The following is a 21,097-nucleotide window of genomic DNA, read 5'->3' on the forward strand; positions in this document are numbered from 1 at the left end:
TTTGTTGTATAAAGATATTTGTTATAATTGAAAATAATTATCAATTGATTGTAATTTGTATATAAAAGGAGTGTGGATTTCATGAAGACTAACAGTTTTCATGATATTTTTAGTAAATATTTTCATGGGTTACAAGTTGTAGAAGAAAGATATATGTATGTGCCAAAAACAATAGGTATGGGTGAAGTGCGAAGGTGGAGCTCGTTTTCTGGAATGGAAATAGTGCTATCAAATTACCAGTTTCATAAAAACCATCGCATTCAATTTGCATCGGATGCAGCAATGGTGGAACTTAATTTTTGTTTACAAGGATCCGGGGAAGTACAAGTTGGTTACTCTACAAATAAATTAATGGCTGGGAATAGCTATTTATATTTTATGAATGACTTTGAAGTTCTATTTGAATATGAAAAAGAAACTCCACTATATTCATTAGCAATTGGAATTCCTGTACAGTTGTTTAATCATTTCATGCTAAATTGTGCTATTGAAAAAAGTCATGATTTTCATACTATAATAGGAAATCAATCTTTTACAAAGTTTCAAACCCCCATTGATGCCCTAACATCTAATATTATTAAGAGAATGTTAGAGAATCCCCAAAAGGATCGTATTAATCAACTCGAAATAGAAAGTAAAGCGCTCGAATTGCTTTCTATATACTTTGGGAAAGTATTACTGAATGATCGTGATGCAAATAAAAGGAGCCAATTATCCAAAAAGGATTTAAATAAAATAAAACAAGCTGAAGAAATTTTACTTCAAAGAATGGAGTCACCCCCATCATTATTAGAATTGGCTAAAATAGTAGGATTAAATGATTATAAATTAAAAATTGGTTTTAAAGAATTATTTGGCACGTCCACATTTGCATATTTAAGAGAACAGCGAATGGAAAGAGCAATGCTTTTATTGCGTTCGGGAACTAGTAATGTGACCGAAACGGCAGTTGCTGTTGGATACAATAATATTAGTCATTTTTCAGAGTCATTTAAAAAGAAATATGGAATGAAACCTTCTGAAATTTTGCGTATGTATTAAAAATCCGTTATACCGTAAACTCCTCCACCATTTGGTAGTTGTATTTTGTCATAATCATTATAATTACAATCAACATCCAATTGGAAATAATTTTTTATGGAGGAATTTAAATGAAAGAGCGGAATGAAAGTCATTTTTGGATATTTGTATTAATAGGAATCTTTCTTATTATAACAACAACTGGTTTCGCCCGTATGGCATATGGAATTATACTGCCATTTATGCAGGAAGGACTTCACTTATCTACGGCTCAATCAGGTATGCTAGGAACCATACTTTTTTTAGGTTATTTATTAACTGTAGGAACATCTGGAATATTTACTATCCGTTTTGGCGCAAAATCAGTTTTATTAATAGGCAGTTGGTTCGTCGTTATAAGCTTAATGGGATTAGCGTTTGTTTCTTCATTTTGGATAGTTGCTTTTTGTATGCTATGTGCTGGAGCTGGTAGTGCTCTTGTATATACACCACTCATGTCAATAACGGTAGGGTGGTTTCCAGACAAAAGAGGAACTGTAATGGGATTGTTATTAAGCGGTGCAGGTATAGGTATGCTATTTAGTGGAATAATTGTTCCTTATGTAGTGCGCACATTTCCTGAGTATAGTTGGCGTGGTGCATGGTTTTTGTTTGGAGTTATTACATGTATCATTGTATTTGCCGCTTCAGTTGTTTTGAAAAATCCAGAAGTTACTGAAGATGAGCAAAAAATGAGTAATAAATCGTTTTTATGGATAACGAAAGAACTATATATCATTGCATGGATGTATTTTATTGTTGGTGTTGTATATTTAATTCCAAATTTATATCAAACTAGTTTTATGATTGATAGTGGTATCTCAGCATCAATTTCGGGGACTGTTTATGCAATTGCTGGCATCTTTTCAATCGTAGGAGCATCTGTCTGGGGATTTATTTCGGATCGAATTGGTATAAAGAAGAGTTTATGTAGTGCGCTTTTATTAGCTATTATAGGTGATATGGCTCCAATTATATTTGGAAATATAACTGGTTTTATCGTGTCGGCAATTATTTGGGGTTCTAGCCTCGGAGGTATACTATTATTAATTCAAGTTGCAGCTTCAAAGCAAGTATCTCCGAAATATGTCTCAATGGCAATTAGTTTTATATCTGTTTTCTATGCAGTTGGGCAAATGATTGGACCTGGAATTGCGGGCTGGGTTATTGGGAGAAGTGGTTATGCATTAGCTTATGTATTAGGTGCTTTCGGTTTCTTTATGTGCATATGTATGGGATTATGCTTAAAAAGAGGAAATCTTACAAACTCAGCGTATTTAGAGAAGTGAGTATTGTCATGAAATGAATCTTTTTAACAGGAGGGAAGAAAAATGGTCCATGTGAAAGATGTATTAGCAGATCAGTTATTAGCAAATGCAAATGATCCCAGTTGGTATATGCCATTTTCAGATGCAGTTAAGGATTTATCTGAGAGGGAAGCTTTCTGGAAACCGAATGAAGAGAGTAATAGTATAGCTGAAATCGTACAACATTTACTGTATTGGAACTCTACGTGGCAAACTAGGTATAAAGAATCAAATGTTAATGCAGTACCCTCTATAGGAGATAATAACAAAAGTTTTATGCTTTCAGATAATCAAACTTTCGATGAATTACGGGAAAAACTACTAGAAAAACTGTTACAATGGCAAAATCTTATAAATGAAGAAAAGGTTGAAAGTGATGTAGTAGGATTTCCTGTTTCTGCAAAGTGGTGGGAAGTGTTAGCGAATGTAACAACTCATAATGCATATCATATTGGCCAAATTATTTACATCCGAAAATTACAGCAGAGCTTTGATAATGAATAAGATAATAGTTCTCAAATTAGGTGAACAAAAGTGGACAAAACGAGACAGATGTCTCATTTTGTCCACTTTTTTATTATGAAAGAAAAGAGAAAACCTATTAAATCAAGGATTAGAATTTGGCACGGTACTTGCAATATAAAAGATGATCAAGAAAATAGGAGGGCTGGACATGTTAAAAACAACTGAAAGTAAAGGGAATGAAATTACGAAAGAACAAGCTCGTTGGATGTATGAAAAAATGTTAGAGATTCGTAAGTTTGAAGATAAGGTACATGAATTGTTCGCGCAAGGCGTTTTGCCAGGTTTCGTTCATTTATACGCAGGTGAAGAAGCGGTAGCAGTTGGTGTATGTGCCCACTTAACGGATAGTGACAGTATTACAAGTACACATAGAGGTCATGGACATTGTATCGCAAAAGGTTGTGATTTAAATGGTATGATGGCTGAACTTTTCGGGAAAGCGACAGGATTATGTAAAGGTAAAGGCGGTTCCATGCATATTGCGGATTTAGATAAAGGAATGCTTGGTGCTAATGGCATTGTAGGCGGGGGTTTCCCACTTGCTTGCGGTTCAGCATTGACAGCTAAATATAAAGGAACAAAAGATGTAAGTGTTTGTTTCTTCGGTGACGGAGCAAATAATGAAGGAACATTCCATGAAGGGGTTAATTTAGCGGCGATTTGGAAGTTACCAGTTATTTTTATTGCAGAAAATAACGGTTACGGTGAAGCAACTACATTTGAATATGCTTCAAGTTGTGATTCTATTGCGGATCGTGCAAAAGCTTATAATATTCCAGGCGTTCAAGTAGATGGAAAAGATCTTCTAGCTGTATATAAAGCTGCTGCAGAAGCAGTGGAACGTGCGCGTAATGGTGATGGTCCAACAATTATTGAATGTATGACATATCGTAATTACGGTCATTTTGAAGGTGAAGCGCAAACATATAAAACATCAGAAGAAAAAGAAGAACATTTAAATGAAAAAGATGCGATTGTGAATTTCCGTAAGCATTTAATTCATGAAGGTTTATTAACGGAATCTGAACTTGTTGATATGGAAAAAGCAGTAGATGATGCAGTACAAAGATCCATTGAATTTAGTGAAAATAGTCCATACCCAGACGATGAAGAATTATTAAAAGATGTATACGTTTCTTACAAATAAGAGGAGGGTGAAAAAATTATGACTAGAACAGTAAGTATGTCAACTGCAATTAATGAAGCGATGAAAATCTCAATGCGTCGTGATGAAAATGTAATTTTAATAGGTGAAGATGTTGCAGGCGGTGCACAAGTTGATCATCTGCAAGATGATGAAGCTTGGGGTGGTGTTCTTGGTGTTACGAAAGGACTTGTACAAGAGTTTGGTCGAAATCGTATATTGGATACACCAATTTCTGAAGCGGGTTATATGGGAGCTGCGATGGCAGCTGCTGCAACTGGGTTACGTCCGATAGCTGAGTTAATGTTTAATGATTTTATCGGTAGTTGTCTTGACCAAGTATTAAACCAAGGTGCGAAATTCCGTTATATGTTTGGAGGTAAAGCAAAAGTACCCGTTACAGTACGTACGATGCATGGTGCTGGTTTTAGTGCAGCAGCTCAGCATTCACAAAGTTTGTACGCATTATTTACGAGCATACCAGGTATTAAAGTTGTTGTTCCTTCCACGCCGTATGATGCAAAAGGCTTATTATTAGCAGCAATTGAAGATGATGATCCAGTAATCTTCTTTGAAGATAAAACACTTTACAATATGAAAGGTGAAGTGCCGGAAGGGTATTATACAATTCCTTTAGGAAAAGCAGATATTAAACGAGAAGGTTCTGATGTAACAATTGTCGCAATCGGAAAACAAGTTCATACAGCACTTGCAGCTGCAAAGCAATTATCGAAAAAGGGGCTTGAAGTAGAAGTAATTGATCCACGATCTTTATCACCGCTTGATGAAGATACTATTTTATCATCTGTTGAAAAAACAAATCGTCTTATCGTTATTGACGAAGCGAATCCAAGATGTAGTATCGCAACAGATATTGCGGCAATTGTAGCGGATAAAGGTTTTGATTTGTTAGATGCACCTATTAAACGAATTACAGCACCACATACACCTGTTCCGTTCTCACCACCACTTGAAAAGTTGTATTTGCCAACGCCAGAAAAAGTAATTGAAACTGTATCAGAAATGATTGGAGACCAATCTTTATTACATGTGTAATAAAACGATGAGAAGGGAGAGAGACACATGGCTGTAGAAGTTGTAATGCCGAAGTTAGGTATGGCGATGAAAGAAGGTATTATTACGAGCTGGAATATTAAAGCAGGCGATAATGTAGCAAAAGGAGAACTGATTGCTAGTATTAATTCAGAAAAAATTGAAACGGAAATTGAAGCGCCAGCTGATGGTACGGTACTTGATATAGCTGTAAGTGAAGATGAAGGAGTGCCGCCTGGTACTGTAATTTGCTACATCGGTAAACCGAATGAAAAAGTAGAAATGCAGGAAAGCACACATGTTATAGAAGAAAAAACATCTAATATAGAAGTACAAAATGTACAAAATCAAGAACCAAATGGGAAAGAAGTATCGAAGCAAAGAATTAAAATTTCACCTGTAGCGAAGAAAATTGCAAAGTCTGAAAATCTGGATATCAAGGCATTAGTTGGTACAGGTCCTGGCGGAAGGATTACAAAGGCAGATGTATTAAAGGCGCTAGAAGAAAGAGTAGCAAATCCAGAAGTACCTGAACAAGAAGAAAGTACAGTCGTTCCTGTTACTGGTATGAGAAAAGCAATTGCGAGTCGTATGCATGCAAGCTTACAAAATAGTGCGCAATTAACGTTAACGATGAAAGTAGATGTTACAGATTTAGTTGCATTACATAAAGACATAGCGGAAGTTGTGCAAAAACGATACGAAAACAAACTAACCATTACGGATTTCGTTTCTCGTGCTGTTGTATTAGCGCTTAGAGAGCATAAAGAAATGAATAGCGCTTATATAGATGATGCCATTCATCAATTTGAACATGTGCATTTAGGCATAGCAGTCGCATTAGAAAAAGGATTAGTCGTTCCAGCTATTCGCTTTGCAAATAATTTATCTTTAGTAGAGTTGTCTAAAGAGATTAAGGATATGGCACAAAAGGCGCGAGCAGGTAGCTTAAGTAGTGATGATATGCACGGAACGACATTTACAATTAGTAATTTAGGTAGCTTTGGTATTGAATATTTCACACCTGTATTAAATACACCTGAGACTGGTATTTTAGGTATTGGCGCAATTGAACATGTTCCTGTATATAAAGGGAAAAAATTTAAAAAAGGTAGTATGTTACCTTTAAGTTTAACATTCGATCATCGTGTACTAGACGGTGCACCAGCAGCTGCATTTTTACGCACAATTAAATATTATTTAGAAGAACCTATAACAATTCTTTTATAAAGAGAAGGTGAGAGAATGAGTAAATTAGTTGTAATTGGAGGCGGACCAGCTGGATATGTAGCGGCAATTACCGCGGCTCAAAATGGAAAAGAGGTCACTCTTATTGATGAAGCTGACCTTGGCGGAACGTGTTTAAATGTTGGGTGTATGCCGACGAAATCATTGTTAGAAAGTGCAGAAGTGCATGACATTGTGAGAAAAGCGAATGATTATGGGGTTACGCTTAATACAGGAAGTATATCAATTGATTGGGATCAAATACAGGCAAGGAAATCACAAATCGTAATGCAACTCGTCCAAGGAATACAATATTTAATGAAGAAAAATAAAATTAAAGTTGTAAAAGGAAAAGCGAAATTCGAAACGGATCATCGTGTGCGAGTTGTACAAGGAAATAAAGAAGAAGTAGTGGATGGAGAGAGGTTTATTATCGCAGCTGGTTCCGAACCTACAGAATTACCATTCGCTCCGTTTGATGGAAAATGGATTTTAAATAGTAGCCATGCGATGTCTCTTGAGAGTGTACCATCTTCATTGTTAATCGTTGGCGGTGGTGTAATAGGATGTGAGTTTGCAAGTATTTATAGTCGCCTTGGGACAAAAGTTACGATTGTTGAAATGGCACCGCAATTATTACCAGGTGAAGATGAAGATATCGCACATATTTTAAGAGAGAAATTAGAAAGTGATGGCGTAGAAATATTTACAGGAGCTGCTTTAAAAGGATTAAATAATTATAAGAAGCAAGCTTCATTTGAATATGAAGGTAGTATCCAAGAAGCTAACCCGGAATATGTTCTCATTTCTGTCGGCCGAAAACCACGTGTACAACAATTAGATTTAGAAAAAGCAGGGGTTCAGTTTTCAAATAAAGGGATTGCTGTGAACGAACATATGCAAACGAACGTATCACATATTTACGCAGCTGGTGATGTGATCGGTGGAATTCAGCTTGCTCACGTTGCCTTCCATGAAGGAACGACAGCAGCATTACACGCAAGTGGAGAAGACGTGAAAGTAAATTATCACGCTGTGCCTCGATGTATATACACAGCTCCAGAAATAGCTAGTGTCGGGTTAAGTGAAAAAGGTGCAAGAGAACAATATGGTGATATTCTCATCGGAGAATTTCCTTTTACAGCGAACGGAAAAGCTCTTATTTTAGGAGAACAAGTAGGGAAAGTAAAAGTCATTGTGGAACCTAAATACCAAGAAATTGTAGGGATTTCTATTATCGGTCCTTATGCAACTGAACTTATTGGTCAAGGAACCGTAATGATTCATACAGAAGTTACCGCTGATATAATGAGAGATTATATTGCAGCACATCCAACTTTATCTGAGGCGATTCATGAAGCGTTAATGCAAGCAGTAGGACATGCTGTACATGCTTAAATAGAAATATGATAAACCACTATTCTCTAAATGAAAGAGAGAATAGTGGTTTGAATTTTTATAGAAGAAATTAAATGTCTTATTACTATTTAATTTCAATCGCTGAAGTAATATCGTTCCAATCAGCAGCTAAATTAGCAGTTTTACCGTACCAATCAGCATGTTTAAATAAAACGCCTTTTCCATATCCTTGTGTTGAAGTGTGCTCCCAAAGTGTCGTTGAATAACTTGCAGAAGGTGACGCTGTACTTACAGAAGAAATTCTGTCATTCCAGCTAGATGGTAAGTTTTTAAAGCCGCTACTCCAGTAAATATATTGGCCACCTTTATCTTTATGTTCATAAAAATCAGTACTACCAGCACCGCTACCTAAAGGATTAATTTTATTTTTAATTGCTTTTTTATCCTTTTCAATATACGCATCTAATGTTTCACGACTAGTAAAACCGTAAGCTAGCCAATCCCCATTTTCATTTTGCTCTGGTAATACCATAGTAATTTGGATATTTTTCTTATCCTGATCATTTAATTTTGCAAATGAATTAACATTTTGTTCATCCACTTTTAAATAATCAAATGACTTAATTGTGTTGCTTTTTTCTTCAGCACTTACCGCACCTAGTCCTCCAGTTAATGCAAAACCCGCTACTAATGTTCCTGCTACTAATTTCTTCAACATATAACCATCCCTTTTTGTTTGAATTTTTGTACAGGTGAATCTTGTACAGCTAAAATGTATTCTAATTTTATACTTTTGTAAATATTCTGAAGTTTTAGAAAAAATAGGCGGAATATTTACAGTTTTACATTTTTTCTTTAGAAAAAATAGTTATTGGAATGATATAATAAGTGGATATATTGTTTTTACTGGATGTAAAGATGTTTTAGGAGAGGTGTCATTGAAATATTTTACAAGAGATTGGTATAAAAAAATGCAAGTTTTAGAATTTGTAAGTTTTATAGAGTCTATAAAAGAATGGTCAGAAATGGATATAAAAAGTTTAAAGGAAGAAATAGAGGAAAGGAAAATAGATTTATTAAAATTCCTTCCTGAATCGATATACTCAATTATACAAAACATCACAACTAATTCAAAATACCCATCTGGTGAACTGAAAAAACGTATGCGAGAGTGGTCAACAGATTATGAGAAAAGAGTGGCACAATTAGATCAATCATACGTAGAATATTTTAATTCCATTGAGAAAAAACTTCCGTCAAACGTCGCTCAGTTACACAAGACATCACTACACGATAGTGTAATTAAAGTAGTAAAGAGAGAATCAGAAGATACTTTGTCTATCGTATTAGATTGCAGTGGTACTTTTAGTGAATTTGATAAACTTGAAGTAACCTTTATAGGAGTAACAAAGTGTTCTATGCCGGAAAACTTTGAAAATGCTTGGTGGTTATATCATGAAATAGCTCTTACTGAAGATGGTTTTGAACTAGGTGTTTTATTTGACTCTCCATTTAGAGAAGTGACGATTTTCGCGGCAGATGTATTACTTGTGAAGAAATAATGTTGTATGGAGTATTACAAACGTTTGACATAATAAAAAAATAAAGTTATTGTAGATACATGAAGTCTACAATAGGAGCTGTATTATGAAATATTCTAAAGCTACAAATTATGCTCTTCATACAATGCTTTTTCTGGCAAAGGCTACACCAAATAAGTTAGTTAGTGTTCACCAATTAGCAGAAATGCAAAATGTTTCACCAACGTACTTGTCTAAAATACTAACTAAGTTGACGAAGGAAGGGATGATACATTCATCATCTGGTCCAAAGGGCGGTTACTCGCTTAGTAAGAATTGGGAAGATATTTCATTTTTAGATATTATACATGCAATTGAAGGTAAAACATCATTGTTTGAATGTTGTTTACATGACAAACCTGGATGTTTAATTAATGAAGTAATGCTTGCAGCAGAAGAGAAAATGGAAGAAGAGTTACGAAATCAAAAAATCGTAGATCTTGCGAAAAAAATAAAAGTGGATTTTTAATCTGCTTTTATTTTTAAATTAATTAAGGATAAAAAGACTCTTCGATATCTTTAATTGTAGTTAGAAAATGATATGAAGAAGGAGAGAAGATGATGACTAAATTTTGGAATGATCGATATAAATCAGATGAATATTTTTACGGGGAAGAACCTAATACATTTATTAAAGAACAAGCATTTCGTTTAGCAAATCACAATAAAGTAATAGCTTTCGCGGAGGGAGAAGGTAGAAATGCTGTATTTCTAGCAAGACAAGGGAACGAAGTAACAGCTATTGATTATTCGGAAGATGGATTAGAGAAGACAAAAAAATTGGCAGAGAAGCATAACGTAAACGTGCATACAAAAAAAGTAGATTTATTAGCTGATAGTTTGCCAGAAAATGAATATGATGCAGCAATTATGGTATTTGGACATTTTCATGATAATTATAAAAAAATGATATTAGGTAAAATGATACAAACGATAAAGCCTGGTGGTTTAATTATGTTTGAAGTTTACTCAAAAAAACAAATAAACTATAGTACTGGTGGACCAAAAGATGTTGATATGCTGTATGATCCAATTGATATCCTTACTTGGTGTGAAGAACATAAGGTAATTCATTTCTTTAATGGCGAACAAGAGCGAATTGAAGGGAAAGGGCACACTGGTTTAGCTGATGTTATTCAAGTTGTTATTAGAAAATGAATATAAGTGTTAATGAAAGTTAAATGTATGAATGTAAAAGACCAGTCATGTAAGACTGGTCTTTCTATTTAGATACTAAATTATCAAGCTTCCAATATGTATCTGTTAACGGCGCTGCTTTGCTATCTATGTATAAATACATATTATTTAAATCTTTTGGTGAAGTTTTCAGTTCAAACACAACGTCAGTAGTTAAAGAGAATTCGTGTGGAACATTTTTATAGTGCTCGTCATCTATCGGATGAGCTTCACCTTCATATTTCTGACCAGTTTTTTCATCTTGTATGAAATATTTTATTTCCGAAAGATCAATAGTTTGTCCATCGTCCCGAACATTATTAATCATAACACGAGTAGTAAGGCGTCGCTCTTTGTCTATTTTTTCAAACTTTGCATTTTCAACTGTCGCTCTATAGTATTCGTTTTTAACTATTTCTCCATAGTGCATTGCATTCTTTTCGAGAGCGCTCTTTTCTTGTTTTGATGTAGTATTGCTATTACATCCTGTTAATATTCCAGTAAATAATAATGCTGTACATGTCGTTTTGATTAATGATTTCATAGTAATCCCTTTCTGTATTAAAAAGTAAAACATAGGAATAATTTTACATCAACAGGAAGGTAAATGAAAGTATTTTTGCGTAATATACAGATATACATTTATTCGGTTGGCAAATTAATGGGATAGAAATCGGGAGAAGACTGTATAAAACGGAATAAATAAGAACTGAAAATATTGTAAAACAGAAGAGGCATACATATAATTAAAATAAAGTTTAAGTTTCTGAATCTTCAATAACGGTGGTGATAACATGTTTACTGAAGAACGTCGAGAGAGAATCTTAGAACTACTTAATACAGATGGAAGAGTAATCGCAAAGGAACTTGCGGAAAGATTTGAAATGTCTATTGATTCTATAAGAAGAGATTTGTCTATTATGGAAAAGGATGGTTTATTAAAAAGAACGCACGGAGGTGCAATTGAACTTACGCGAGTGAGGAACTTAGCTGCGGAACCAGCTAAACGTTATAGTGATAGCTCAATATATGAGAACACAATTGCAAAAGTTGCGACATCTTATATACAAGAAGATGATTCTATTTTTATTGGCGGGGCTCCCGTTCATAATGCGATGCTGAAATATTTACCGGAAGTATCATTTACGGTTATTACGAATTCTATAGAAATAGCTGGTCATCTAAGAGAATATAAGAACATCGATACATATTTAATTGGTGGAAAAGTAAAGCCTTCAGGAAATATTACTGATACATTTGCCTCTGAATTGATAAGTAGATTTTCTATTGATCTTTATTTCTCTACAGGTGGAGGCATTTCATTACAAGGTATTAGTACTGCAACACCTGAAGTTGCTTATTTTAGTAAAAGAGTAAGTGAAATTGCTAGAAGAAATATTTGTTTAGCTCCGCATAATAAACTTGGAATAGATTGTTTTATAAGAGGAGAGTCTCTAAAAGAAGTTGACCTTATTATAACTGACGAAGAGGCTAGTAAAGAAACTGTTCAGGAATTTGAGAAACAAGGTAAACAAGTTGTAATAGCGCCATTATATTGATTTGAAAGGAGTTTGACATGATTGTAAAAGAGCAAGAGTATCATATAAATGGATTAACTTATACAATTCGTTCTGCAGCTGAAAAAGATGCTGAGCAGTTATCGAAAATTAGAGTTCAGATTGATGGAGAAACTGAAAATATGGATAGAGATGCTGGAGAGGGATTTATAGATGACCTAGGGTTTCAAAAAATAATAAAAACAGATAGTGAAGAAACGAAGAATCTCTTTTTAGTTGTAGAAGTGCACAATCGAATTGTTGGATTTTCAAGATGTGAAGGATCAAATTTTAAGAGATTATCTCATAAAGTGGAGTTTGGCGTTTGTATTTTAAAAGAGTTTTGGGGATATAGAATGGGGAAGAGCCTATTACAACAATCTATTAAATGGGCTGACGAAAATGCAGTAAATAAAATATCTTTACAAGTATTAGAGACAAACGAGAAAGCTATTCATCTTTATAAAAAATTAGGTTTTGAAGTAGAAGGCATTTTGAAAAATGACAAAAGACTATCGGATGGAAAGTATTATAATACGGTAGTGATGGGAAGATTTACTAATACTTTTCATGAAAGAGGTGAAGAAGTATGTTTTACAGAAGGAAGTACTATGTAGTGAAAAATGAATTCATAGAAGTATTTAATGATCATTTCAATCACACGAACTTACCTAATCAATTAAAGCATGGTTCTAGGCTAATAGGACGCTGGATGAAAGATAATAAGAATGGTACGTCTGAAGTATTTGCCATATGGGAATATGATAGTTATGAACAGTATAATGAAATAGAATCGAAAATTAGAAGTGACGAGAGGCATATTAAAGGAATACATGAATGGTATGAAAACCATGGAGGGAAAGAATATGTTTTACAGGAGTACATAGTAGAGATGAAAAATGAAGAGTTAGTATGTACTGTAAAGTAACAGAGGGGTGAGGGATAAGAGAAATTAAAACAAAATTATATTTTAGTTTAGCATCCACTATTTTATTTGCAATAGCCGTGATTGTTTTCTTTATAAATGGTAATCCACAAAAGTGGTTTTGGTTATGTATTTTCTTTGCGTCCATTATACAAAATATAGTGCTACTAAAAAAGAATAAAGAAGTGCATTAAGATATTCAAATTATTAACATATTTGTGTCGTCTTGCTAGTTGTATTGAAAACGCTTTTATTCAGTTTTATAATAAAAGTATGTTTTATAAATCTCCAAAACAATTAAAAGGGAGATGATACAATGTTAGCTTCACCGTTTTACTTACATACATGGAAAAAGTTTGTTAATGAAGGTGTTCTTGATTCAAATCGCATAAATCAAAGAATTTCAGAATCGTGGCATCGATGTAAACAGGCTAATGTTAATCCTCACATGAATAAAGGTCAGAAAATTTTGTCTTCTAACATTTTTCAAGAACAAAAGAAAAAGAGTGAAATTTTCCTTGATATCGCATTACCTCAAATACAAAATATGAGAAAAACCATTGATGAACTACAAATGATGGCATTATTAATCGATCCAGATGGTTATGTTCTATCGTTAAGTGGAAATAAACAAACGTTAAAGCGAGCGAAACATATTAATTTTATTGAAGGTGTAAAATGGACGGAATCAGCTGTTGGCACAAATGCAATTGGAACAGCGCTAGAAATTGAAGAAGCTATTATGATAAGTGGTACTGAACATTACACCGTGGCATCTCATAGCTGGAGTTGTGCGGCTGCTCCCATTCATAATGATGATGGGAAATTAATTGGTGTTCTAGATTTCTCGTGTCCAATTGAATTTTCGCATCCATATATGCTCGGTATGGTAACTTCAATTGCACATGCGATAGAACGTGAATGTAGCATAAGAGTTCATCAAAATGAATTACACTTAATCCATCGTTTTTTAGATGTCATTGATAGTGATGAACAAGTAGTTATTTGTAATCATCGTGATGTTATCGTTTCTGCGAGTAAGAGCGTTCGTGAACGAATAAATAATTGGTCAAGAATGAAACTTGAAGAGTTAATGCACCATGGATTGGAAACTAAATTAGAGATACCAGTATATAGTAATGAAAGAATGATTGGGAAATGTATGTATTTAAAGGAAAATAAACAAATGAATACATATTCTGCTCTCACATTTATAAAAGGGATTACTTTTTCAGGAGTTACCGGGACAAGCAGAGCATTTCAACACACACTAGAAGAAATTAAGCTTGTTTCACCGACTGATGCTAGTGTGTATGTATGTGGTGAGACAGGAGTAGGAAAGGAATATGTCGCGAGAGCGATTCATGAAAATAGTCCAAGAAAAGACGGGCCCTTTATAGCTGTTAACTGCGGTTCTTTGCCTAAAGAATTAATGGAAAGTGAATTGTTCGGTTATGCTGAAGGTGCGTTTACAGGTGCGCGACGTCAAGGATATAAAGGGAAATTTGAACAAGCAAACGGAGGAACATTATTTTTAGATGAAATTGGTGAAGTACCACCAGAGATGCAAGTAGCATTATTGCGTGTTTTACAAGAACGCACAATAACTCCAATTGGGAGTTCAAAATTGGTACCAGTAAATATTCGTATTATTACTGCCACACATAAAGATTTACTACGGTTAGTAGAAGAAGGGAAATTCCGTCAAGATTTATATTATCGTTTGCACGTTTATCCGTTATATGTTCCATCGTTAATAGAAAGAAAAGAGGATATCCCATATTTTATACAACACTTTTGCGAACAGAAGAATTGGAATGTTGTATTTCCAAAGAGTATATACAATCAATTTTTACAACATACATGGCCCGGAAATATTCGGGAACTAGTAAATGTATTAGAACGCATTTACATTTTGTCGCAAGGACGGGAAATATGCGAAAAACAAGTAGATTTTTTGTTACAAACAATGAGGGGAAATCAACAACAACTTGAGTTACAAGTTGAAAATAAAACAGAACATACATTACATTTTCGCGAAAAAATACAGCGTGATAGCATGATTGAAGCATTACAAAAGACAAATGGAAATGTTTCGTTAGCTGCAAAACTATTAAATGTACCCCGTAGTACATTTTATAAACGAATGCAAAAATATAAGTTATAAAGTAGATTTTTGCAATCTACTTTTTCTTTGTGGGCTCATGTTCTGTCGGAATGTGCGCTTACCGGGGAAATAATAGAACAGTTAGAAATTAATTTCCGAAAGGGGGACTTATGTGAAGTATATTGAAATTGGCTTCGGAAATAGGTGGTTCGTTCGAACAGAAACTGAAAATAAAGATGGAACTGAATTTGAGGAACGAGGAATTATAAAACCTATTTATTTTGAGTCTTTATATGTACGAATTTGGTTTCGGAAAACGTGTTTTATTTTTGATACGAAAGAAGGGTTTAAAAAAACTAAGAAGAGGAGGATTGAATATAAATTTATAGTTGGAATTGTAAGTAGACTGAATAAAGAAAAAGCGGGCTAACATGCGTAGTTATATTGGACAGGAAATTCTTTTGACTTATATCAAATTCATGAAAAGCACATTTACTAAATATAAATTGTTAATAAAACCGCTAAGGAAACTTAGCGGTTTCTTTTTAAAAAGGGAGGGTTTGCGTATGAATAGGATCGTAACTGTTTTACTTGCAATTATTATAATGGGGTATTCCATTTATAGTTGGAATGATGCTTCGGAACAGAGTATGCTAATTTTACAAACGCTTATAGGGATTATGTTAGTTAGTTTAGGATTACAAAATATAAAGAATAACGAAAAAGAAATTAGAAGTATAGGGATTACTTTACTACTTCTGGCTTTATTTTTAATTGTTGTATCGTTAATAAAATATTTTGCATGAATAAGTTTTTAAATTAATAAAAAATGATTTTTTATAGAATTCTCCTCACAATAAAAAGTTAAAATTCTACTTGTATTTCACTATATAAAATATGGCATAATGATTTAGTTAAAATAGAAATGGATAGGGTATTTGAGAGGGGCAGTATAATGAGTTTTGCAATTGAAATAGTAATAAAAGCACCATTGGATGTTGTATGTGACTACATAATAGAAGATGAAAAAATAAAAGAATGGAATACGTTTATAATAGAAAATCGCTATCCTTCAAATATGGATAAAGAGAATCCACGTGTAGGAGATAAATATATTACTGTTCAAAAAGTCGGTAAGAAAATATTCGAGGCTGAAGTAGAAATCCTTGAATACAATGCACCGCATATTATTTCACTTGGTAGTGAAATGAAGCAAGGATATTCAGCAATGACTTATATGTTAGAAGAAGATGAGGAAGGTACAGCACTAACATTAATTTCAGAATATGAACCTAGTAATTTTTATTATAAAATGATGTATAAGTTAACAGGCTGGATTTCACGAGGTTTAACTATAGAACAAATGGAACGTCTAGCAGAATGTGTAGAAGCTGCTTATCATAAAGAAGATTAATATTAAAAATATATTAAGGTAAAAGCGTTACTCAATCTCATGAGTAACGCTTTTACTGTTTGAAAAATTTTCATTGAAAATCTCAATAGCTCTTTCATATATTTCTTTATCAACACAAAATCTTTCTGTTATCCAATAATTAAGTTCAGAAGATGTAATGATTTGTTCTCTTTTCTTACCTTGGAAATATCGTTTTAAAACATTATCATTAATAGAAGTTGGAATACCATCGATATAACCGAAAATCTGAATTTTCTTTAATACAGGAGATGTATGCCAATCGTTAGACCTTGAAATAAGTTCTTTCATATTTGATAAGTGTATTGGTTCTTTTACTTTTTCTTGATGAGCTTTAATAAGCTCATTTAAAAACTTTAAGCTAGTAGGCTGTTTTGTCGTTCCTAAAAATGATAGAAAGCTATTTACTAGTTGTACTTGGGTCATTTTCTTATCCTTTCTATATAGAAATTGTTATTGGTATTATTATAGAATATATGTCAGAAAATACAGTTATTCATTAATGGAGTGGGAGAGAATTATATGTCGATGTCGCTATATTATAAAAAAATCCGGGAGCAATTAGGACATGAACTAATATTCATGCCAAGTGTAGCTGCAGTTATTAAAAACGAGCAGGGAGAACTCTTATTTCAATATCCTGGCGGAGAATATTGGAGTTTGCCGGCTGGAGCAATTGAACCTGGAGAAACTCCAGAAGAAGCAGTAATTCGGGAAGTATGGGAAGAAACAGGATTGAAAGTACAAGTGAAAAAACAAAAAGGGGTATTTGGAGGGGAAAGGTTCCGTCATATATATCCGAATGGCGATCAAGTAGAATATATTGTTGTTGTGTTTGAATGTGAAATTACTAGTGGAAAACTGAAATCGATAGATGGTGAATCTTTAAAACTACAATATTTCTCATTTTCTGAAAAGCCTCCTTTAGCACTACCATACCCGGATAATATATTTTTATAGATGTAAAATAGCACACCTTATTTATTGAAGGTGTGCTATTTATATAACCCGGTCGTATACATCTCCGTTAACGTATACACAATTTCCTCTAAGTTAATCTTTTTGTCATTTTGCATAATAGTCCAAAGAAACGATTCATTCATCGCGAACCAACCGCGTGCTACAATCTCTTTATTTAAATTAGGTTGTGCTAATCCACTTTCTTGAGAGTAAGTAATATCCTGTTTAATGCTTGTTATAAAACGTTCCCGAATCTCATCCCATTTTTGCTGTATTTCTCTTGATAATCCTATCGCTTCCTCTACAACTTGCAAAATAGCGCGTTCTTCATCTGCTAATTGCAGGAATGCTCTAACTTGATTTTGGATCATTATACGTGCTTCCTCTTTTGTTTGTGGAGAAAAAGAGCGTTCAGCGATATTATAAAAACGATTCATAACATCTTCCATTAAACTAATTAGGAGATCATCTTTGTTTTTGAAGTATACATATGCTGTACCATATCCGGTTTCTGCATGTTTAATAATTTGTGTAATTGTCGTTTTTTGAAATCCGTTACGTATAAAAATAGTGTAACCAGAGTGTAATAGTTTCTTCTTCGTTTCTAAGGAGCGGTGTTTTCTTGATGAAAGGGTACTGTTTTTCAAAGAATCACCTCTTTATACTGAAATATCTGAAAATATAATTGTATTGTAAAAGAAGTTCATATATAAAGTCAACTGACATAATATCATTGACGTTGTATCAATTAAGGTGATATATTTCAATTAGTTAGAATAAAAAGAAAATTAAGAGAAGGTGACACCATGTATAAAGAACCATTTCAACCAACTTATGAGTATGCGCTTGAATGTGATAAACATGATGTACTGAAAGATTTTCAAACTGAATTCTATAAAAAAGAAGGTACTATATATTTAGATGGAAACTCATTAGGGCTACTTTCAAAAAGAGCAGAGAAATCATTACTTACGTTGCTAGATTCGTGGAAAGAGTATGGTATTGACGGCTGGACAGAAGGTGAGCATCCGTGGTTTTTCCTTTCAGAGAAATTAGGTAAACTTACAGCCCCTCTTATTGGAGCTTTACCGGAAGAAACTATTGTAACCGGTTCCACAACTGCGAATATACACCAAGTTATTGCGACGTTTTATGAGCCGAAAGGAATACGTACAAAAATACTTGCGGATGAATTGACTTTCCCATCAGATATTTATGCACTTCAAAGTCAAATTCGTTTAAAAGGATTAGATCCAGAGGAGCATTTAGTAAGAGTGAAAAGCCGAGATGGTAGAACACTTTCTGAAGAAGATATTATCCATGCGATGGAAGATGATATCGCTTTAATTTTATTACCTTCTGTTTTATATAGAAGTGGTCAAATTCTTGATATGAAACGTTTAACAACGGAAGCTCATAAACGCGGCATTCACATTGGATTTGATTTATGCCATTCAATAGGATCTATTCCGCATCATTTCAAAGATTGGGATGTCGATTTTGCTGTTTGGTGCAATTATAAATATTTAAATGCAGGACCGGGTAGTGTTGCAGGCCTTTATGTAAATAGTAAACATTTTAATAGACTGCCAGGATTGTCTGGATGGTTTAGTTCTAGAAAAGATAAACAGTTTGATATGGAGCATACATTAACAGCTGCCGATCATGCAGGTGCTTATCAAATTGGTACACCGCACGTATTAAGTACAGCACCTTTAATTGGTTCTCTTGAAATGTTTAAAGATGCTGGTATTGAACGTTTACGCGAAAAATCTTTACATATTACAAGATATATGCTGAATTTAATTGATCACGAATTAAAAGATTTCGGATTTACAATTGGAAATCCATTAGAGGATGAAAAACGTGGTGGGCACATATATTTAGAACATGCAGAAGCAGCACGTATTTGTAAAGCGCTAAAAGCAAATGGAGTTATCCCTGATTTCCGAGCACCTAATGGAGTAAGACTTGCGCCGGTCGCTTTATATAACACATATGAAGAAGTGTGGAAATCTGTACAAATATTAAAGAAAATTATGAAAGAAGAAGAGTATAAACAGTTTGAAAATAAGCGAGAGGTTGTGGCATAAGCATGAAAACATCAGAGTGGATTGATATTTCACAACCGCTAAATAATGATATTGCAACGTGGCCAGGAGACACACCGTTCTCATATGAAGTTTCATGGTCAAAAGAAGAAAGTGGCTCAGTAAATGTTGGAAAGTTAACGATGAGTATTCATACAGGCACTCATATTGATGCACCATTTCATTTTGATAATGATGGAAAGAAAGTATTGGATTTAGATGTTCAAGTTTATGTTGGCCCAGCACGGATTATTGACGTTTCTAATCTTGAAAGCATCGGAAAAAAGGAATTAGAAAGCTTTCATTTAGAAGGTGTAGAACGATTATTATTACGTACATCTTCACATGGAAAAGCTGAAGAATTTCCAGATGTGATCCCTCATTTACGTGCAGACATAGCACCTTTTCTTTCGGAGAAAGGTATTCGTTTAATCGGAGTAGATGTCCCATCAGTTGATCCGCTAGATGATAAAGAATTAGCAGCGCATCATCAATTATTTAAACATGGAATTCATATTTTAGAAAATGTCGTACTAGATCATGTAGCAGACGGTGATTATGAATTGATTGCATTACCACTTGCATTAACTGATGCGGATGGAAGTCCAGTTCGAGCCGTTATTAGACCAATATAAGTAGAATCATATAAAAGGGGCGTTTGGCTAATATGAAAGAAAATGAAAAAGTAATTATGGAAAAAGGGATTCATACGGATTTTAAAGAGAATATGACGTATGGGGAATATTTACAATTAGATAGTTTACTATCTTCTCAAAAAAGATTATCAGACCATCATGATGAAATGTTATTTATCGTTATTCACCAAGCAAGTGAGCTTTGGATGAAGCTCATTTTACATGAGCTAAATGCGGCGATTGAATCTATTAAACAAGATAAATTACAACCAGCTTTTAAAATGTTAGCACGTGTATCAAAAATTCAGTCTCAAATTATTCAATCTTGGGATATTCTTGCGACATTAACACCATCAGAATATATTGAGTTTCGTGATTCACTCGGTCAAGCTTCAGGTTTTCAATCGTATCAATATCGTATGATTGAGTATGCACTTGGCTATAAAACGCCACATGCATTAAAAATTTATGAAAAGGATCCAGAATTACATGCACGACTTCATAAAGCGCTACATGCACCAAGTCTATATGATGTCGCGATTCAAGCATTAGTAAAAGAAGGATTCCCTATTCATAAAGATGTGTTAAACCGTGATATTACGCAGCCTTATGAAGAAGATGCAACAGTAGAAGCAGCATGGTTAGAAGTGTATGCGGATGTGAAAAAATATTGGAATTTATATCAGCTTGCTGAAAAATTGATTGATATTGAAGACTGGCTACAACAATGGCGTTTCCGTCATATGAAAACAGTAGAAAGAATTATTGGACATAAAATGGGTACAGGTGGATCCTCCGGTGTTTCTTATTTAAAGCGAGTACTTGATCAACAATTCTTCCCAGAGCTTTGGAATGTTCGTACAAAATTATAAAAATAAACCTGTCAGTTCATTATGGCTGACAGGTTTATTTTTATTTGAGCACAATTATGTTTAAAATGAAGGAACAAGATATAATAAATG

25 protein-coding genes are annotated in these 21,097 nt (G+C 33.8%); 21 read left to right on the forward strand and 4 right to left on the reverse strand.

Going from position 1 to position 21,097, the window contains the following annotated elements; translation table 11 throughout:
• The first annotated feature begins 81 nt into the window (after positions 1–81).
• The 7 genes from HFD78_RS11755 to lpdA all read left to right on the forward strand — a co-directional run bounded on the left by HFD78_RS11755 (position 82) and on the right by lpdA (position 7,713).
• Positions 82–1,041, forward strand: a complete 960-nt coding sequence (locus HFD78_RS11755) for a helix-turn-helix transcriptional regulator (protein ID WP_000856360.1) — start codon at positions 82–84, stop codon at positions 1,039–1,041.
• 110 nt (positions 1,042–1,151) lie between these two features.
• Positions 1,152–2,348 (forward strand): MFS transporter, encoded by a 1,197-nt coding sequence (locus tag HFD78_RS11760; protein ID WP_098204883.1) that lies wholly within the window; start codon positions 1,152–1,154, stop codon positions 2,346–2,348.
• A 42-nt stretch (positions 2,349–2,390) separates the two neighbouring features.
• The gene (locus tag HFD78_RS11765) at positions 2,391–2,870 is read left to right on the forward strand and encodes a DinB family protein (RefSeq protein WP_000233797.1); all 480 of its coding nucleotides are present in this window, start codon (positions 2,391–2,393) and stop codon (positions 2,868–2,870) included.
• Positions 2,871–3,039: 169 nt separating this feature from the next.
• Entirely contained in the window at positions 3,040–4,038 is a 999-nt protein-coding gene (gene acoA, locus HFD78_RS11770; protein WP_000921275.1) for an acetoin:2,6-dichlorophenolindophenol oxidoreductase subunit alpha, read from the forward strand.
• Between the two features lie 18 nt (positions 4,039–4,056).
• Positions 4,057–5,091, forward strand: coding sequence for an acetoin:2,6-dichlorophenolindophenol oxidoreductase subunit beta (gene acoB / locus HFD78_RS11775; protein ID WP_000198898.1), 1,035 nt, complete (start codon positions 4,057–4,059; stop codon positions 5,089–5,091).
• A 27-nt stretch (positions 5,092–5,118) separates the two neighbouring features.
• Positions 5,119–6,318 carry a dihydrolipoamide acetyltransferase family protein gene (locus HFD78_RS11780; RefSeq protein ID WP_000257764.1) on the forward strand — a complete coding sequence of 400 codons (1,200 nt, stop codon included), beginning with the start codon at positions 5,119–5,121 and terminating at the stop codon, positions 6,316–6,318.
• 15 nt (positions 6,319–6,333) lie between these two features.
• Positions 6,334–7,713, forward strand: coding sequence for a dihydrolipoyl dehydrogenase (gene lpdA, locus HFD78_RS11785; protein ID WP_000041211.1), 1,380 nt, complete (start codon positions 6,334–6,336; stop codon positions 7,711–7,713).
• An 85-nt stretch (positions 7,714–7,798) separates the two neighbouring features.
• Here the strand turns inward: lpdA and HFD78_RS11790 are convergent, their stop codons facing one another.
• Positions 7,799–8,392 (reverse strand): hypothetical protein, encoded by a 594-nt coding sequence (locus HFD78_RS11790; protein WP_000914430.1) that lies wholly within the window; start codon positions 8,390–8,392, stop codon positions 7,799–7,801.
• 220 nt (positions 8,393–8,612) lie between these two features.
• Between HFD78_RS11790 and HFD78_RS11795 the strand changes: the two genes are divergently transcribed.
• From HFD78_RS11795 to HFD78_RS11805, 3 genes are all read left to right on the forward strand, one after another.
• Positions 8,613–9,236, forward strand: coding sequence for a DUF4085 domain-containing protein (locus tag HFD78_RS11795; RefSeq protein ID WP_000873444.1), 624 nt, complete (start codon positions 8,613–8,615; stop codon positions 9,234–9,236).
• 85 nt (positions 9,237–9,321) lie between these two features.
• Positions 9,322–9,723, forward strand: coding sequence for an Rrf2 family transcriptional regulator (locus HFD78_RS11800; protein ID WP_000877650.1), 402 nt, complete (start codon positions 9,322–9,324; stop codon positions 9,721–9,723).
• Between the two features lie 89 nt (positions 9,724–9,812).
• On the forward strand, positions 9,813–10,412 hold the full coding sequence (locus tag HFD78_RS11805) for a class I SAM-dependent methyltransferase (RefSeq protein ID WP_002196577.1): 600 nt from the start codon (positions 9,813–9,815) through the stop codon (positions 10,410–10,412).
• Between the two features lie 64 nt (positions 10,413–10,476).
• Here HFD78_RS11805 and HFD78_RS11810 read toward each other — a convergent pair whose 3' ends face one another.
• The gene (locus HFD78_RS11810; RefSeq protein WP_000838469.1) at positions 10,477–10,974 is read right to left on the reverse strand and encodes a hypothetical protein; all 498 of its coding nucleotides are present in this window, start codon (positions 10,972–10,974) and stop codon (positions 10,477–10,479) included.
• Positions 10,975–11,224: 250 nt separating this feature from the next.
• On the opposite strand from HFD78_RS11810, the gene HFD78_RS11815 reads away from it, so the two are divergent.
• From HFD78_RS11815 to HFD78_RS11845, 7 genes are all read left to right on the forward strand, one after another.
• Entirely contained in the window at positions 11,225–11,989 is a 765-nt protein-coding gene (locus HFD78_RS11815) for a DeoR/GlpR family DNA-binding transcription regulator (RefSeq protein WP_000493660.1), read from the forward strand.
• Positions 11,990–12,006: 17 nt separating this feature from the next.
• On the forward strand, positions 12,007–12,603 hold the full coding sequence (locus HFD78_RS11820) for a GNAT family N-acetyltransferase (protein WP_000635686.1): 597 nt from the start codon (positions 12,007–12,009) through the stop codon (positions 12,601–12,603).
• Positions 12,576–12,914: an NIPSNAP family protein gene (locus HFD78_RS11825; protein WP_000499983.1), complete on the forward strand. Its 339-nt coding sequence runs from the start codon at positions 12,576–12,578 to the stop codon at positions 12,912–12,914. Before HFD78_RS11820 ends, HFD78_RS11825 begins: the two co-directional genes overlap by 28 nt.
• A gap of 313 nt (positions 12,915–13,227) precedes the next feature.
• Positions 13,228–15,078, forward strand: coding sequence for a sigma-54-dependent Fis family transcriptional regulator (locus tag HFD78_RS11830; RefSeq protein ID WP_065703923.1), 1,851 nt, complete (start codon positions 13,228–13,230; stop codon positions 15,076–15,078).
• Between the two features lie 112 nt (positions 15,079–15,190).
• Entirely contained in the window at positions 15,191–15,448 is a 258-nt protein-coding gene (locus HFD78_RS11835; protein ID WP_000873826.1) for a DUF3977 family protein, read from the forward strand.
• 136 nt (positions 15,449–15,584) lie between these two features.
• Positions 15,585–15,824, forward strand: a complete 240-nt coding sequence (locus HFD78_RS11840) for a DUF3953 domain-containing protein (protein WP_001080070.1) — start codon at positions 15,585–15,587, stop codon at positions 15,822–15,824.
• Between the two features lie 149 nt (positions 15,825–15,973).
• Positions 15,974–16,432, forward strand: a complete 459-nt coding sequence (locus tag HFD78_RS11845) for an SRPBCC family protein (RefSeq protein ID WP_000006411.1) — start codon at positions 15,974–15,976, stop codon at positions 16,430–16,432.
• A 27-nt stretch (positions 16,433–16,459) separates the two neighbouring features.
• Here HFD78_RS11845 and HFD78_RS11850 read toward each other — a convergent pair whose 3' ends face one another.
• A complete protein-coding gene (locus HFD78_RS11850) occupies positions 16,460–16,876 on the reverse strand; it encodes a hypothetical protein (protein WP_000195533.1) in 417 nt (138 codons plus the stop codon).
• A 96-nt stretch (positions 16,877–16,972) separates the two neighbouring features.
• On the opposite strand from HFD78_RS11850, the gene HFD78_RS11855 reads away from it, so the two are divergent.
• Entirely contained in the window at positions 16,973–17,410 is a 438-nt protein-coding gene (locus tag HFD78_RS11855; protein ID WP_000062927.1) for an NUDIX hydrolase, read from the forward strand.
• Between the two features lie 35 nt (positions 17,411–17,445).
• Here HFD78_RS11855 and HFD78_RS11860 read toward each other — a convergent pair whose 3' ends face one another.
• The gene (locus tag HFD78_RS11860; protein ID WP_000798550.1) at positions 17,446–18,057 is read right to left on the reverse strand and encodes a TetR/AcrR family transcriptional regulator; all 612 of its coding nucleotides are present in this window, start codon (positions 18,055–18,057) and stop codon (positions 17,446–17,448) included.
• A gap of 159 nt (positions 18,058–18,216) precedes the next feature.
• Here HFD78_RS11860 and kynU point away from each other — a divergent pair, with 159 nt between their 5' ends.
• Genes kynU through kynA form a run of 3 tightly spaced genes read left to right on the forward strand, consistent with a single transcriptional unit; the run spans position 18,217 to position 21,007 of the window.
• Positions 18,217–19,503: a kynureninase gene (kynU, locus tag HFD78_RS11865; RefSeq protein WP_000276309.1), complete on the forward strand. Its 1,287-nt coding sequence runs from the start codon at positions 18,217–18,219 to the stop codon at positions 19,501–19,503.
• 2 nt (positions 19,504–19,505) lie between these two features.
• Positions 19,506–20,135 (forward strand): arylformamidase, encoded by a 630-nt coding sequence (gene kynB / locus HFD78_RS11870; RefSeq protein ID WP_000858061.1) that lies wholly within the window; start codon positions 19,506–19,508, stop codon positions 20,133–20,135.
• Positions 20,136–20,167: 32 nt separating this feature from the next.
• Complete coding sequence (kynA, locus tag HFD78_RS11875; RefSeq protein WP_000661957.1) at positions 20,168–21,007, forward strand: tryptophan 2,3-dioxygenase; 840 nt, start codon at positions 20,168–20,170, stop codon at positions 21,005–21,007.
• Positions 21,008–21,097 lie beyond the last annotated feature (90 nt).

Origin of the sequence: Bacillus sp. EKM501B, from assembly GCF_011800505.1 — a bacterium.
Classification (GTDB): domain Bacteria; phylum Bacillota; class Bacilli; order Bacillales; family Bacillaceae_G; genus Bacillus_A; species Bacillus_A cereus.